The organism is Fluviicola sp. (assembly GCF_029266855.1).
Classification (GTDB): domain Bacteria; phylum Bacteroidota; class Bacteroidia; order Flavobacteriales_D; family Crocinitomicaceae; genus Fluviicola.
Map to the genome: position 1 here is coordinate 121,896 of NZ_JAQSWB010000006.1, position 14,700 is coordinate 136,595.

The 14,700-nt window shown below is 43.0% G+C and carries 14 protein-coding genes; 9 read left to right on the forward strand and 5 right to left on the reverse strand.

What is annotated here, in order from left to right; all coding sequences use genetic code 11:
• Window positions 1-10: 10 nt before the first annotated feature.
• The 3 genes from K0S23_RS13190 to K0S23_RS13200 all read right to left on the reverse strand — a co-directional run bounded on the left by K0S23_RS13190 (window position 11) and on the right by K0S23_RS13200 (window position 1,321).
• Entirely contained in the window at window positions 11-382 is a 372-nt protein-coding gene (locus K0S23_RS13190) for a hypothetical protein (protein WP_300358141.1), read from the reverse strand.
• Between the two features lie 160 nt (window positions 383-542).
• Complete coding sequence (locus K0S23_RS13195) at window positions 543-926, reverse strand: hypothetical protein (RefSeq protein WP_300358144.1); 384 nt, start codon at window positions 924-926, stop codon at window positions 543-545.
• Window positions 927-943: 17 nt separating this feature from the next.
• Window positions 944-1,321: a hypothetical protein gene (locus K0S23_RS13200; protein ID WP_300358147.1), complete on the reverse strand. Its 378-nt coding sequence runs from the start codon at window positions 1,319-1,321 to the stop codon at window positions 944-946.
• A 182-nt stretch (window positions 1,322-1,503) separates the two neighbouring features.
• Here K0S23_RS13200 and pheS point away from each other — a divergent pair, with 182 nt between their 5' ends.
• The 8 genes from pheS to mnmE all read left to right on the forward strand — a co-directional run bounded on the left by pheS (window position 1,504) and on the right by mnmE (window position 9,757).
• Window positions 1,504-2,529, forward strand: a complete 1,026-nt coding sequence (gene pheS, locus K0S23_RS13205) for a phenylalanine--tRNA ligase subunit alpha (protein ID WP_300358150.1) — start codon at window positions 1,504-1,506, stop codon at window positions 2,527-2,529.
• A gap of 1 nt (window position 2,530) precedes the next feature.
• Complete coding sequence (ytxJ, locus tag K0S23_RS13210; protein ID WP_300358153.1) at window positions 2,531-2,887, forward strand: bacillithiol system redox-active protein YtxJ; 357 nt, start codon at window positions 2,531-2,533, stop codon at window positions 2,885-2,887.
• A 2-nt stretch (window positions 2,888-2,889) separates the two neighbouring features.
• Window positions 2,890-3,966 (forward strand): glutaminyl-peptide cyclotransferase, encoded by a 1,077-nt coding sequence (locus K0S23_RS13215; RefSeq protein ID WP_300358156.1) that lies wholly within the window; start codon window positions 2,890-2,892, stop codon window positions 3,964-3,966.
• 9 nt (window positions 3,967-3,975) lie between these two features.
• Complete coding sequence (locus K0S23_RS13220) at window positions 3,976-4,419, forward strand: nucleoside deaminase (RefSeq protein ID WP_300358158.1); 444 nt, start codon at window positions 3,976-3,978, stop codon at window positions 4,417-4,419.
• Between the two features lie 205 nt (window positions 4,420-4,624).
• A complete protein-coding gene (locus tag K0S23_RS13225) occupies window positions 4,625-5,524 on the forward strand; it encodes an ATP-binding cassette domain-containing protein (protein ID WP_300358160.1) in 900 nt (299 codons plus the stop codon).
• Complete coding sequence (locus tag K0S23_RS13230; protein WP_300358163.1) at window positions 5,521-6,312, forward strand: ABC transporter permease subunit; 792 nt, start codon at window positions 5,521-5,523, stop codon at window positions 6,310-6,312. The genes K0S23_RS13225 and K0S23_RS13230 overlap by 4 nt, the downstream gene beginning before the upstream one ends.
• A gap of 95 nt (window positions 6,313-6,407) precedes the next feature.
• Complete coding sequence (locus K0S23_RS13235) at window positions 6,408-7,844, forward strand: T9SS type A sorting domain-containing protein (protein ID WP_300358165.1); 1,437 nt, start codon at window positions 6,408-6,410, stop codon at window positions 7,842-7,844.
• A gap of 506 nt (window positions 7,845-8,350) precedes the next feature.
• Window positions 8,351-9,757 (forward strand): tRNA uridine-5-carboxymethylaminomethyl(34) synthesis GTPase MnmE, encoded by a 1,407-nt coding sequence (mnmE, locus tag K0S23_RS13240; protein WP_300358168.1) that lies wholly within the window; start codon window positions 8,351-8,353, stop codon window positions 9,755-9,757.
• Here the strand turns inward: mnmE and K0S23_RS13245 are convergent, their stop codons facing one another.
• Window positions 9,758-10,111 carry an ArsR family transcriptional regulator gene (locus K0S23_RS13245; protein ID WP_300358170.1) on the reverse strand — a complete coding sequence of 118 codons (354 nt, stop codon included), beginning with the start codon at window positions 10,109-10,111 and terminating at the stop codon, window positions 9,758-9,760. It abuts the gene before it with no gap.
• A gap of 172 nt (window positions 10,112-10,283) precedes the next feature.
• Between K0S23_RS13245 and K0S23_RS13250 the strand changes: the two genes are divergently transcribed.
• Window positions 10,284-13,190, forward strand: a complete 2,907-nt coding sequence (locus tag K0S23_RS13250; protein WP_300358171.1) for a PKD domain-containing protein — start codon at window positions 10,284-10,286, stop codon at window positions 13,188-13,190.
• Between the two features lie 3 nt (window positions 13,191-13,193).
• Here the strand turns inward: K0S23_RS13250 and K0S23_RS13255 are convergent, their stop codons facing one another.
• Window positions 13,194-14,699 carry an AMP-binding protein gene (locus K0S23_RS13255; protein WP_300358173.1) on the reverse strand — a complete coding sequence of 502 codons (1,506 nt, stop codon included), beginning with the start codon at window positions 14,697-14,699 and terminating at the stop codon, window positions 13,194-13,196.
• Window position 14,700: the final 1 nt, after the last annotated feature.

Here is a 14,700-nt window from a genome sequence, read left to right on the forward strand (position 1 = left end):
AATTAACCGGTTAAATAAATACCGTTTCTTCTGATGTTTCTTCTTGCTCAACTTTGATGATGCCGTTTCCCACGGCACCACCCAAGCTTGCTTTTATTTTAAATACGGCAACACCACACTGCCCCAACTGATAGATATCGTTGTAATTGAATGTGGCCTCGCCCTGCTCATTGGTCGTTGCTGTTTTTGGAGCTCTTAGTGATCCATGACCTTCGGAGCCTCCTGTCTCTTCACCGATCAATTCTACTGTTGCACCTGCTACACGGCTATTGTTTTGATCCAGAACATAGATCTTTGCAATAGTATCTTCTTTCTTTCTGCAAGAACCGATACTTATAATTGCTGCTCCGATAGCAAGAGTTAAAATTGAACGCGATAACATAACATACTAATTTGATGTTTGCAATTTCCAACATAAAAGGCGACCGAGCCATTTGAAATGAATAAAAGTGCCTTACGGATGTCCCTTTTCGAATTTTGCATGAATAAAAAACCCCGACGTCCACTGTGTGGAGTCGGGGTTTAAACTATTGAATTTGAAGTTACTGTATAAATACCGTTTCTTCGTTTTCTTCTTCTTGTTCGATTTTGATGATTGCTTCACCTGCAAGGGCATCTTTTTTTGCTTCAATGTTCAGAACAGCAACTCCGGCCTGACCCAATTGATAAACATCATTAAAGTTAAATGAGGCAATCCCGGAACCATCGCTGAGGGTTGTGTCAAAAAGAACAACCGGTGGTGAATTCGGAACAGTTGATTCGCCTTTTAGCACAACCTGTGCACCAGCTACCCGCTGATTATTAGCATCCAAAACATAGATCAATGCGGTAGTGTCCTTTTTCTTTCTGCAACCTGTAGAAGAAAAGATAACACCCATCCCGATTATAAGTGCTCCGAAAAATGCTGTTTTTATAAGTGTGTTCATGTTATTCAAATATTATATTATTCCTCAATAACGACGGTTAAGACGTTTGTAATATGAGCTCTGCAGCGGATGTATCCTGAGCCCTGAGCCATGTCTTTCTTTACAAGGACATCAAAGTAACCGGTCGTTTCCTTCTTTCCAAGCAAACTGAAAAAGCTTTCCATATCGAAATATGCAAAACCAGACGAATTTGTCAGAACAGTATCTACATATTCAGGTGTTGCAGGATCCGAATTAACGTCTCCGATAATCACAACCTTCGCATTGCTAACTAATTCATTGTTTTCCGAACGCACAAAAACCTTTAATATGGAAGGATCTTTCTTGCAGGAAGACAATACAATAAGTATCGTAATCAAGGACAAATATCCAATGTTGCGTACCATTTTGTTCATAGTGTTGTTTTTTTTTCGTTGTAAATATAATCTTTTTGCGATTATAATCTGATTGTCTACAATTTCGTAACTTCGTTGCCTGAAAAAGTATGTTTTTAAACATCAAATTACAAGAAAAAGTTACATTTCCGGTAATATTTTTTTAGAAAGACGTTTAGAAAGTAAAAAGGTTGTAAAAAAGAATGAAAGAGCAAATCGCTGCAGCTAAGGAAGCTATTGAAAATTATGCCCTCACAGACCTGAATTCTGTTGAAGCATTTCGTATTCACTTTTTGGGTTCCAAAGGAGAATTAAAGAACCTTTTTGGAGAATTGAAAAATGTTCCGAACGAAGAAAAAAAAGAAGTCGGGCAGCTTTTGAACGGTTTAAGAATCTTAGCTGAAGAAAAGTGGATGCTTTCCAAAGAGAGCCTGGAGAATGTTTCCGGTACCGATTCGGATGTGGATGTTACCAGACCTGCAGAACCGATTCCTTTCGGGGCAAGACACCCGCTTTCGATTGTCCGCAGCGAGATTATTGCCATTTTTGAACGTATTGGTTATTCTGTTTCGGAAGGACCTGAAATTGAAGATGACTGGCACAATTTCTCGGCCCTGAACTTTCCACCTGAACATCCGGCAAGAGATATGCAGGATACTTTCTTCATTGAAAAAGGGGAACGTGAAATGGCTTTGAGAACACATACTTCTTCTGTACAGGTTCGCGTGATGGAATCTTCAACACCTCCGATCAGAACCATTTCCCCGGGTCGAGTTTACCGGAATGAAGCAATTTCAGCCCGTGCTCATTGTTTCTTCCACCAGGTAGAAGGTTTGTACATTGATAAAAATGTTTCTTTCGCCGATTTGAAACAAACCCTGGATTACTTCGCAAAATCCCTGTTTGGGGACAAGGCAAAAATCCGCCTCAGACCCTCTTACTTCCCGTTTACCGAGCCGAGTGCTGAAGTAGATGTTTCGTGTACAATCTGTAACTCGAAAGGATGTAACGTGTGTAAATATACCGGCTGGCTGGAAATCTTAGGATGTGGAATGGTAGATCCGGCGGTTTTGGAAGCTTCGGGGATCGATTCGGAAGTATATACCGGTTTTGCCTTTGGAATGGGTATTGAACGCATTGCCCAATTGAAATTCAGGGTAAATGATTTGAGACTTTATTCCGAGAACGATATCCGTTTCCTGAAACAGTTTAAAGGAGTGAATTTTTGATATGGGACTTTTTAGCAAACAAAAGGCTGAATTTCCTTGGGTGAAATTGACAAGCTCCGAACAGTTGCACGAATTGATTAACTCTTCGGAAACGAAACCGGTAGTGCTTTTTAAACACAGCACCCGTTGCAGTATTTCATCCATGGCACTCAACCGTTTTGAAAACAATATGGATCCGGAGAAAGCAACGTGCGTGTACCTGGATTTGCTGGCATACCGTCCATTATCTGCTGAAATTGAAGCCTTAACCAAGGTTGAACATCAATCTCCGCAGGCAATTCTAATTAATAATCACGAAGTCATTTATTCAGCAACACACACTGCGATCAATGCACTGGAAATTTTGAAACTCATTTAAGTATGAAAAGAAGATACGGAATCATTGTTCTCCTCATTTTGGTATTGGCTGCATTTATCATTGTGCCAATGATGAAAAACAGCGGTGGAACCGAAGATATGGAAATCGCTAAGTTGGAAGTCCCGGGTGATATCCAGGCAAAGTTCGGAGATGATATTCCGATCAAGCTAAGTATTCCTGAAGGGCTCGCAAAGGTAGAACTGATCTACAATGATTCGGTTTTTGAAACCTGGAATACTCCGAAAGCACAAACGAGAGTAGTTGCTATGCAAACGAATTTCTATGGTGTTGGAACCAGGTCATTGGTTCTGCGTTCCACATTTAAGGACGGAACTGTTTTGGAAAATTCATGTAATGTCCGTGTGGTTTCTGATATTGAACCGGAAGTCTTGTTTGCAAAGATCATCAAAGAATATCCGCACAACCCGGAAAATTACACACAGGGCTACGAGTTTGACGGAAACCAATTGTACGAAGGAACCGGTGATCCCGGACAGCAGGGGAAAACATTGGTTGGTCCAGTTTCATTGCAAACAGGTGCTTTCAGTGAACCAAAGAACGGCTTGGATGCAACGTATTTTGGAGAAGGAATTACTATTTTGGGAGACCTGTTGTACCAAGTAACCTGGCAGAACAGCAAATGTTTTGTTTACGATAAGAAGACAATGGTGCTGAAGGACGAATTCAATTATGTTGGACAGGGCTGGGGCTTGTGTAATGACGGAAAATCCATTATTATGTCGGACGGTTCGGAGCGCCTTACTTTCCGTGACCCGAAATCTTTCCAGTCAATCCGCGTGATAGAAGTTTATGATAACATGGGACCGAGAACACAGTTGAACGAGCTAGAGTACATCGACGGGAAGATCTATGCAAATGTTTACACCACTGGAACAGTCCTGGTTATCGAACCGAATACAGGAAAAGTATTGCAGGAGATCGATGCGAATGAATTGATTATTCGCGGGAAAAACGGTGGAGATGTGTTAAACGGAATTGCTTACAACAAGCTTACCAAGCAAATTTTCATGACTGGTAAATACTGGCCGAAAACATTCGAAGTTCAATTTAATAAGTAGAAACAAAGCATGATTTCTCCTTACAACGACGAGTACTTTATGCGCCAGGCATATATGGAAGCACAAAAGGCTTTCGAATTAGGGGAAGTGCCTGTTGGTGCTGTTGTTGTTGTAAATAACCAGATCATTGCCAGGGCGCATAATCTTACAGAACGTCTCCACGATGTGACGGCTCATGCGGAAATGCAGGCAATTACTGCAGCATCCGAATACTTAGGGGCAAAATACCTGAAGGATTGTACGCTTTATGTAACGGTTGAACCCTGCGTGATGTGTGCCGGGGCACTTTACTGGTCGCAGCTAGATAAGATCGTTTTCGCAGCACGCGATGAAAAAAGAGGCGCCGGACGTTTTCAAAACGAATTGTACCATCCTAAAACGGTTGTCAGTAAAGGACCGATGGAAAATGAGTGCTCCCAGCTAATGATCGATTTTTTTCAGGATAAACGATAATCTGAATTGTTTTCCCGGTGTGATTTTACATCTGTGTGCATTCGAAATACTTGGGAAATGAGTTTCCGGAGTTTGGAAGTCCCGGTTATTGAACGGAGACGCTGATCACGATTTATGCACCGATATTCATTTAATTTTTACCATTCACATATCCTTTTTTGGCAACGATAACGAATATTAGCTAGATTTGGTTAAAATCCAGCGTATGTCAGAGATTGTTTTACAGGTTGATAATTTATCCAAAAAGTATAAGAAAGTAGAGGCCGTAAAAGGTGTTTCTTTTGATATCAGAAAAGGGAATGTTTACGGTCTTCTAGGCCCGAATGGTAGTGGTAAAACAACTACTTTGGCCATGTTAATGGGGATTCTGCATCCGACTCAGGGATCCTTTTCATGGTTCGGGAACGGACAGGAAGACCGGAACAGGTTGCGAATAGGCTGTTTGTTGGAAACGCCCAATTTTTATCCGTATTTGAATGCTTACGATAACTTGCGTGTAACCGCAACGATCAAGAATATGCCAAATCCGAAGGCACGGATTGAAGAGGTGCTGGAATATGTAGACTTGAAAGAGCGCGGGAAACGAACATTCCGTACCTACTCATTAGGAATGAAACAACGTTTGGCTGTAGCCGCTGCGCTGCTTTCGGATCCCGAAGTACTGGTTTTGGATGAGCCTACGAATGGATTGGATCCGGAGGGGATTGCCGAAATGAGAGAATTGATCCTGAAGATCGGCTCTGAAGGTAAAACCATCATCCTGGCATCGCATATTTTGGATGAGGTTCAGAAAATCTGTTCACATGTAGTCATGCTGAAGCAGGGAGAGATGGTTTACAACGGAAGTATGACTGACCTTTTGTTGCAGCGTAAGTCCTACAAACTGATGGCTGATGAACCGCAAAAACTGATTTCCGTTTTACGCGGTTTACCACAAGTCAGAATCCTTAGCGAAGAGCCGGATTCACTGATGGTGGAATTGGATGAACAATTGACCGGTTCCGATTTGAACCGATTAGTTGCAGAACAGGGGGTATATCTTTCTGAATTGCACGCTTACCAAAAAAGTTTAGAGACCATTTTCTTAGAAAGAATGAAATTATGAGACAGATTATAGCACTGGAGTATGCGAAATTGAGAAAGTTCCATACCCTTAAAATATTGTTCGCAGTTTATATGGTAGTCGTTCCTTGCTGGATGTACTTTATGAACTTCTTTTTCAAAATGAATCCCGAGTTGAAAGCCATTTTCACACAGGCTAATCCGTTCGATTTTCCGCATATCTGGAGCTTCATAACCTACAGTGCGAGTTTTTTCAATATCCTGCTGGCGGTTTCGGTTGTTACCATTACCACCAATGATATCCAATTCAAGACCATGAGGCAGAATATCATTGAAGGATTAACTAAAAGACAGGTTATTTTCGGGAAGTTCGTTTTTGTTATTTTCTTAAGTGCTGCTGCAACCTTGTATACCTTTCTTTGTGGATTGGTCCTGGGCTTAATTGAATCTTCAAACATGGATTTCTACCAGAATATCCATCTGAACGTGCTTTACTTTATTCAAACGATCGGTTATTTCAGTTTTGCCTTTCTCTTTGCGATTTTGGTGAAAAGACCGGCAATTGCAATTGTTACGTTCATTATTTATTTCCCGGTTGAAACCATCGTCGGCAATATCATTTCGCATAAAATGTACCAGTTTTTCCCATTGAAAGTTTATGCGGATCTGACTCCCATTCCCTTCTTCAAAGCCGTTATCAACTCCGGTCCGAAGAATGCGGATAACGACATATTCCTGTTGAGCTTAAGTGAACAGTTATCTTTAGCGGGAGTGTATATCGTTTTGTGTTTTGCAATCACGTATTTCATCCTGAAGCGAAGAGATCTGTAGAAAAGCCAACTCGTTAAGACTCATTCCGTTAACATACTAACAAGTTTGGAAATTAGAAGCCTGTGTCCTAAATTGCGGCACATTAAACTTCTACTATGAAAAGACTATTACTATGTATCGGCCTGATTACGGGCTTTTCAGCTATTTCCCAAACAACGATCTTCCAGGACAACTTTGAATCAGGGGGTGGAAACTGGACCTTAAACGGTGGTTCGGGCAACAATCAATGGATTTTAAATTCAGAGTACGTGGATGGTTCGGGATTCGGAATTGTTCCGGATACTCCCAATCAGCCGGGTGGTGTTACAAACGGACCAAATTCTGCATACTTGCACATTCATAATACACAGGCCTGTTCGGGTTTGGGAATTTGTAACGCGTCATTTGACACGGGCTCCTCTTCAAACCAAAGCGCAACTCAAACGGCATCTGTTTCCACTACCTCATATACCAATGTGACCCTGGAGTTTATTTACCTGTGTGCCGGTGCTTCCGGAACTTCTTATGGCGTTGTGGAGTATTCTACAGACGGAGGAACTATGTGGACTGCTGCTTCGACCCAATATTCGGGTGTTTCAACCTGGACGAATGCTTCCATTATTTTAGCGGCATTTGATAACCAGGCAACCTTGAAATTCCGATTCAGATGGCAAAACGGAAGCAGCGGAATGGATCCTGCTTTTGCAATTGATGAGGTAAAAATTATCGGAACTCCGGGAGGAGGAGCTTCTCTCGCTACCGGTACTTTGAACACAACAACTTACTGTTCGAACAACAGTATGGTGCTCCTGGTACCTTTCACGGTTTCAGGAACAGTAAATGCAGGGAATGTGTATACTGCTCAATTATCAGACAACATGGGTTCTTTTGCAGCACCAACTGCAATCGGAACTTTGTCTTCTACTGCTACCGGAAGCTTAAACATTTCTGCAATGATTCCGAGTGGATTAACTCCGGGGACAGGTTACCGGATTCGTGTAGACGCTTCCAACCCAGGTACTACGGGTACGGATAACGGGACAAATCTTACGGTTGCTGTGCCTCCGTCTGTGTCAGTAAGTTCGGTTCCAGTTAATGGAACCATTTGTGCAGGACAATCCGCAGCACTATCTGCAATGGGCGCTTTAAATTATGTTTGGAGTCCTGCCGGATCAATTGATAACCCGAATGCTCAGAGTGTTTCTGCGACCCCGGGTGCTACACAAGTCTATACGGTTGTCGGAGCAAATGCAAGCGGATGTTTGGATACTGCAATGTTTACAGTGACCGTTCAAAATTGTGCCGGATTGGAAGAAGAATCATTCGGAGATTTCGAATTGTATCCCAACCCGGTAAATCAACTATTGAATGTGAACTTCGGTGAATTGAAGGATATTCAGACAGTATCGGTTCTGGACCTTTCCGGAAGAAGCGTTCTTACAAATAAGATCATTTCAGAAACAATTGATGTTAGTGTCCTTGAAAGCGGGAAATACTTCCTGGTGATCGAACATGCAGCAGGAGTTTCGGTGAAAGCTTTTGTTAAGCACTAAGGAAATATAAGAATAATGTTAAGCCGGGCAGAGGAATCTATCCGGCTTTTTCTTTTTAAATTTCATATGAAAAACGTTTCCCAAAGAGATCGGGATATGTGTTAAATCCTTAACTGTTTCATACTTCCTTCATACTATATCCATACTTGACCCGTACTTGATCTATACATGACCTAGATGTGAACCGGAAATCTATCAACTTCCGATGAAAGAAAGCAGGTGTTTTTTGCTGTTTTCAGACTTCATTTCTTCGGATGGATATTTACAAATGTGCGAATCGATGATAATCCTGGGATCCTTAATCGGTCATGTATGGATAGAGCCTAGGTAGAGCGACTATATCTCGTACATACCCCGCCTTTTTTATCATACGAAGTTTGCTGAACGAAGTATGATTGTATTAATTTCAACATCTAATCACCAGTTGGTGCGAGCGTCTCGATCGTACTGATGAAATTTACAATCCGGCATTCGCAATTCGCAATTACTCTTTGTAACTTTGTAGCATGAGTTATTCTCCGAAAACCATTTGTGCTTTGTCTACTGCTCCCGGAATGGGTGCTATTGCTTTGATCCGTTTATCCGGAAAAGACGCAATTTCCATTTTATCACACGTTGCAGGTAAACCGTTTGAAAAGGCAGCGTCACACAGTGCACATTTTGTTCGCTTAAAGAATAGTGACGGAACTGTCCTGGATGAGGTGGTCGTAACGGTTTTTCACGAAGGACACAGCTTTACAGGAGAAAACACAGTTGAAATAGCTTGTCACGGTTCGGTATTTATCCAACAGGAGATCATCCGTTTGTTATTGGCGAATGGCTGCGAACTGGCTAAGCCGGGAGAATTTACCATGCGGGCTTTTTTGAATGGAAGAATGGACCTGAGCCAGGCAGAAGCGGTTTCAGACCTCATCGCTTCCGAATCTGCACGTGCACACGAAGTAGCGATGAACCAGATGCGCGGATCCTTTTCAACCGAACTGCGGGATTTACGTGAAAAGCTGATTCATTTCGCCTCATTGGTGGAACTGGAACTGGATTTCGCGGAAGAAGACGTGGAATTTGCAGACCGTACAGAACTGCTTGCTTTGGTAACAGAGGTTTTGGCTTATGTACGCAGATTGATCCAATCCTTTGAACTGGGAAATGTTCTGAAGAACGGAGTTCCGGTTGCAATAGTGGGTGCGCCGAATACGGGGAAAAGCACCTTGCTGAATCAACTGCTTGGCGAGGACCGGGCGATTGTGAGTAACATTGCAGGTACTACCCGTGATGTCATTGAAGAAATATTGAATATCGACGGAATTCTTTTCCGCTTAATTGATACAGCCGGGATCCGCGAAGAAGCAGCCGAGGAGATCGAAGCAATGGGAATCCAACGTTCGCTTGATAAGATCAAACAAGCTAAGATTGTACTGATGCTGAGTGATTACAGCGGGAACAATGCTTCAGATGAAGGCCACTTATCTATGAATCCGGAAGAAACCGGTCGCTGGGCAGATGAACAGGCAAAGAAATATCCCGGAGCTCATTTTTTAGTGATCGGAAACAAATACGATCTGCGTTCGGATCAAAATAACACTTCATGGGAATTCGAAACCCCATTCTTAGCGATCAGTGCTAAAAAGGGAGAAGGAATCGCGGAATTGAAATCCTGGTTGTCACAGCAAATCCTGGGTTCCTTCAACACACAATCCGATACCATTGTAACCAATGCCCGCCACTTGGATGCCCTGGAAAAAACACAGGATGCCCTGGAAAAAGCAAAATGGGGACTGGAAACCAACATCACCGGAGATTTTGTAGCCATGGATATCCGCCAGGCGATGTTCTGGCTGGGAAGTATTACCGGTCAGATTTCCGAAGATGATCTGCTGGCGAATATCTTCAATAAGTTTTGTATCGGAAAATAGTCATCTAACGATGTACAACTCACCATGTCGGTTTTGATCTTCCCTTGTTTTACAGATCTCCTGAAGTATTCTTAATAATTTCATTCCTCGATGCATCCCAAAACCCGGATACACAAAATACCTTCCCTGGTCATATTTGGTTGTGATGTAATTCATTTTTCGAAGCACGGAAAGCTGATAATAGACTTGCCGGATAGTTAACCCCGTTTCCATGACGAGCTGATTAACCCTGCATTTTTGATATTCGTTGATGACTTGAATAATATAGATGCGATCAACATTGGAAACGATCCGGGCATGTCTGCAAAACTCAAGTGTTTTTTCGTCGTAAAGATGTTTGTTTTTAACGTACATAGTGGATTTTAGAAAAAATGAATAATTCGTTTCTTATTTAAGTTAATAAAAAAGAGGATTCTAAAATCTATCGGGATAAAATTTTTTCACCCTGATTGTAAAGCAACTTCTTCACTTTGATTACGTTAATAGAAAAGAAGCTTAGCGAACTTCTTTATTATTACTGAGATCGATGAAAAATATACACCACTTTTTATCGAATGAGACCTATAACAAACGAAGCAGCTTACCTGGTTTTTTGCATGGTCTTTTATTCGTGTCACTGCTATTCTTTGCCGACAGAGCGCTAGCTCAGGGCGACAACTGTGACCAGGCCCTGGCCTTAACGAACGTTACCAATTTTTGTTCATCAGCAACTCAATATACAAGCACCAATTCAACAGCTAGTACATTCGGACCTGCAACCTGCTGGACAGCCACCGCTACTTCGGATGTTTGGTTTTCTTTTGTTGCAATCGGTACGAATGTATTGATCTCCGTTAACGGAGCGACCATGCAGCAACCACGGATTGCAATTTATTCGGGAACCTGCGCCGGAGGGTTAACACAGCCTCCCGGAGGGTGTACAAACGGATCAGGTGGTTCTCCGAATACCCAGCTTTTCAATTCAGGCCTTGTCCAGGGAACAACTTACTTTATCAGGATCAGTACTACCGCTGCACAAAGAGGATCTTTCCAGTTATGTATTAATAACTACACTCCACCACCAACGGCATCTGCAGATTGCAACGGGGCAGGCAGACTGTGCAACAAAAATTCGATCAGTGTAACCAACCTGACGAACGGTGGGGTAAATAACAATGAAAATGCAGGAACCTGCCTGTCCGGTTTCGGAATTTTTGAAACCAATTCGGTTTGGTACACTTGGACCTGTCAAACTGCAGGAACCCTGACAATGGATATCATTCCTGCAAACCAAATGGACGATATTGATTTTATCGTTTTTCAGCTGAGTACTTCAGACCCATGCGGACCACGAACTGCTATCCGGTGCACGGCAACTTCTTTTATCAATGGAAATGCAAGTACCGGAATGAATGCCAGTTCAACCGACCAGAATGAAGGAATCGGATGGACCGGGATTGAGGATGCTTATGTTCAGCAACTTAACATGACTGTCGGGACCAGTTATGCGATTCTGATCAATAATACCAATGCGACGAATGGTTTTTCATTGAATTGGGGCGGAACAGGGACCTTTGTTGGTCCGGATGCAAATATTACCGGCGGACCTTTTACCGTTTGTGCCGGAAATCCCATATCATTAGACGGAAATACATCTACAGGTTATAACTCACTTAGCTGGAATTTTTCAAACGGATCAGGCTCACCCGCAAATGCCACCGGGCCCGGACCACATGCAGTTACTTACTCCACCGCAGGAAGCTATGTGGCGATCCTGAACGCAACTTCTTCTACCGGATGCACTTCCGTAGAAACGGCGACGATTGTGGTCAGTTCGGGTGTCACACCAACTTTTGCAGCTGTCCCGGCTTTTTGTTCCGGTCAGCCAGCTCCGGCATTTCCGGCACAGACAAACGCACCACTCGTACCGGGAACCTGGTCGCCCAATGTTATCAGCAATACCGCCTCGGGGACCTATACTTTTACCCCGAATCCCGGGCAATGTTCAACCACTCCGGCAAGTATTTCCGTTACAGTCAATAATTCAATTACCCCGACATTTCCGGCTCATCCGCAATATTGTTTGAATGCAATACCACAGGCTTTGCCGGGAACTTCAGACAATGGGGTTACCGGAACGTGGTCACCCGCAACCATTAATACACTAACGGCTGGAACTGCCAATTACACCTTTACTCCTACGGGGAATCCGTGTGCAGCACCTGTTACAGTTGCAATTGTTGTAGAAGCTCCGGCTATTCCTTCATTCATACAAATCCCGGCATTTTGTTCTGGTGAGATTGCACCTGTTTTACCTGCTTCATCTGCTAATGGAATTACCGGAACCTGGTCACCGGCACTCGTAGACAATATGGCTTCCGGAACATATACTTTTTCACCGGATGCCGGACAGTGTGCCACAACTGCTGCTATGACGATTACTGTAAATACCCCGGTAGCACCGAATCTTACTCCTGCAGGTCCGTTTTGTGAAAATACGGCAACGGGAGCAAGCTTAACAGCTGACATTCCCGGGGGAAGCTGGTCAGGTGCCGGAATTACAGACCCGAACGGAATTTTTACTCCGGGTGCTGCAGGCGTGGGAACACATTCACTAACTTATACACACACCCAGGGATGTGGCGGAATAAACACGATGGATGTCGTGGTGAATGCAGTACCGAACTCTGCTTTTGCTGCTGATGTTTTAAGCGGCTGTACTCCGTTAAACGTTCAATTTACTTCCGATCCTTCCGTTGCGTCTTCTTCCTGGGATTTCGGTGATAATTCAACTGCAAACGGGATAGGAAGTGTTGCTCATTCATTCAATACACCCGGAACTTATTCGGTGACTCTAACGAACGCAGCGAACGGATGCTCATCAAGTACAACTCAGACAAATTATATTACGGTATATCCGAATCCGGAAGCAATTTTCAATGCAAGTCCGCAGGTACTTACTCAAACGGAAACAAATACACAATTCAATAACCATTCGGTAAACGGGAACTCTTACTTCTGGACATTTGGGGACGGAGACAACAGCAACCTGGAAAATCCGGCGCATCACTATCCTGAAGTTCCTGGAAATTACACGGTTACTTTAATTGTTACCAGTTCAAATGGCTGCACAGACCAGGCATCATTGATTATCACTGTGAAAGACAATAAACTGATCTATGTCCCGAATGCCTTTACACCGGATGGCGATGAGTTCAATAATGTTTTCGCCCCGATAGTGACAGCAGGTTACGATACGCAAAACTATTCATTTACTATCATTAATCGCTGGGGAGAAACGCTGTTTGAATCTCATGATGTGAACAAAGGTTGGGATGGAACTTACCAGGGCAAGCTGGTTCCGGCGGGCATTTATACCTGGACTATTCGCATCAAAAACCTGGATGATGACCGATATGAAGTCTTCAACGGTCATTTGAATATGATGAGGTAGGAATCAATCATTTTTCTTCAACTTTTCATAATCGATCTTCGAAAAATGCCGCGGATCTTTCGGTAGTTCACCAAGTACAATTCTATCCACGAAAGGAAATTTCTCTTTCAAAAAGTCAGTTGATATTTTTGGAGTCTTCAATTCTACAAACAAAACAATTTCCCGGTTTATTTTTAAGATGGTTCCGCTAAGGACTGCTTGCTCTTGTTTAAGCCGAAATTCCAGGAGAAAGGGTGAATAGATCCGACCTTCAGCTTCGAATAAATAGGCTGAACGACCTGTCAGATAAAGCAACCCGTCTTCTCCGATAAATCCACTGTCACCTGTTCTGTGCCAGCATTTTCCATCCACTTTTATTTTGTTTCTAAGGACGGCTTCCTCATTATCAAGATAGGTATCCAAGACATGCGGACCCGCAACACAAATTTCTCCTGTTTCTCCTGCTTTCAGCTGCATCTGCTCAAGCTCCATGGAAGAATTGACTAAGATCATTTTGTCGGTAATGGGTAAAATCAAGATTTCGGTTGTGCGGTGAACCTGACCTACACACAGTCCTTTTTTTACTTCAGGATCTTCATTCTTCAGTTGATCTGATGTGATTGCACTGATTGGCTCAGCCTCTGTTGAACCATAAACAACAGACACTTTCGCATCCTGAAAACCCTTGTTCAAAGTTACAGCCTCATCCGGAAACACCGGAGCCCCACCGGTGAAGACTTTCTTCAGGTCAGTTAATTGAATCTTGTTTTGAGAACAATACTCCGCTACCCTGATGGCAAAATATGGAGATGAAACCAAGCGGTTAACTTTTTCATCCCGAAGCAATTTAACGATGACTTCCGGGTTCATTTTTCGGGCTTTTTTCGACTTAAAAGGCGCTATGACCGAAGTGCATCCAGTTCCCAGATTGAGGAGGAGAACGATGGGTAAAACAGGCATATCCACTTCCCCCTTCTGTGGCTCGATCTTCTCAATAAGTGCATTAAATTGACTTTTCAAATGCGCATGCGTTCGTATTGCCGCTTTTGGAACTCCCGTACTTCCGGTGGTAAAAGTAATTAACGCAACATCATCAGCAGTTGTTTGAGTTTTCGAATAGGGGAAACTGGCTTTATAAGTCAAACCAGATTTTAATGGAGTTTTTCTCAGTTCCTTGGATAAAATCGACAGGCACTTTACTTTCCATCCACCGATCCATGCTTTGCAAGCGGCTAAGCGGCAACAAACATCCAAGCGTTCCCTGCTAATCCATTCGTCGAGAAAAACTACTGTCGCTCCAATATCAAAGAGAGCCAGTACGATGCGGTACAGATCAATGCTCATCGGAACAAAGACCAAAACCCTATCACCTTTTTCTATTCCTTTGGATTGAAAATAAGCAGCAGTTTCTTTTACTTCGGCTGATAGGTCACCATAAGAAATACGCTTATTTCCGCTTACAATTGCGCACCTTCCGGGTGAATTATCAGCATGCTGAAAGAATAGATCGGTGACGTTTATCCTGCTCATT

What these genes read in the sequence shown, in the direction of transcription:
- K0S23_RS13190 (WP_300358141.1), bottom strand. Translation starts at nt 382, where the DNA reads ATGTTATCGCGTTCAATTTTAACTCTTGCTATCGGAGCAGCAATTATA.
- K0S23_RS13195 (WP_300358144.1), bottom strand. Translation starts at nt 926, where the DNA reads ATGAACACACTTATAAAAACAGCATTTTTCGGAGCACTTATAATCGGG.
- K0S23_RS13200 (WP_300358147.1), bottom strand. Translation starts at nt 1,321, where the DNA reads ATGAACAAAATGGTACGCAACATTGGATATTTGTCCTTGATTACGATA.
- pheS (WP_300358150.1), top strand. Translation starts at nt 1,504, where the DNA reads ATGAAAGAGCAAATCGCTGCAGCTAAGGAAGCTATTGAAAATTATGCC.
- ytxJ (WP_300358153.1), top strand. Translation starts at nt 2,531, where the DNA reads ATGGGACTTTTTAGCAAACAAAAGGCTGAATTTCCTTGGGTGAAATTG.
- K0S23_RS13215 (WP_300358156.1), top strand. Translation starts at nt 2,890, where the DNA reads ATGAAAAGAAGATACGGAATCATTGTTCTCCTCATTTTGGTATTGGCT.
- K0S23_RS13220 (WP_300358158.1), top strand. Translation starts at nt 3,976, where the DNA reads ATGATTTCTCCTTACAACGACGAGTACTTTATGCGCCAGGCATATATG.
- K0S23_RS13225 (WP_300358160.1), top strand. Translation starts at nt 4,625, where the DNA reads ATGTCAGAGATTGTTTTACAGGTTGATAATTTATCCAAAAAGTATAAG.
- K0S23_RS13230 (WP_300358163.1), top strand. Translation starts at nt 5,521, where the DNA reads ATGAGACAGATTATAGCACTGGAGTATGCGAAATTGAGAAAGTTCCAT.
- K0S23_RS13235 (WP_300358165.1), top strand. Translation starts at nt 6,408, where the DNA reads ATGAAAAGACTATTACTATGTATCGGCCTGATTACGGGCTTTTCAGCT.
- mnmE (WP_300358168.1), top strand. Translation starts at nt 8,351, where the DNA reads ATGAGTTATTCTCCGAAAACCATTTGTGCTTTGTCTACTGCTCCCGGA.
- K0S23_RS13245 (WP_300358170.1), bottom strand. Translation starts at nt 10,111, where the DNA reads ATGTACGTTAAAAACAAACATCTTTACGACGAAAAAACACTTGAGTTT.
- K0S23_RS13250 (WP_300358171.1), top strand. Translation starts at nt 10,284, where the DNA reads ATGAAAAATATACACCACTTTTTATCGAATGAGACCTATAACAAACGA.
- K0S23_RS13255 (WP_300358173.1), bottom strand. Translation starts at nt 14,699, where the DNA reads ATGAGCAGGATAAACGTCACCGATCTATTCTTTCAGCATGCTGATAAT.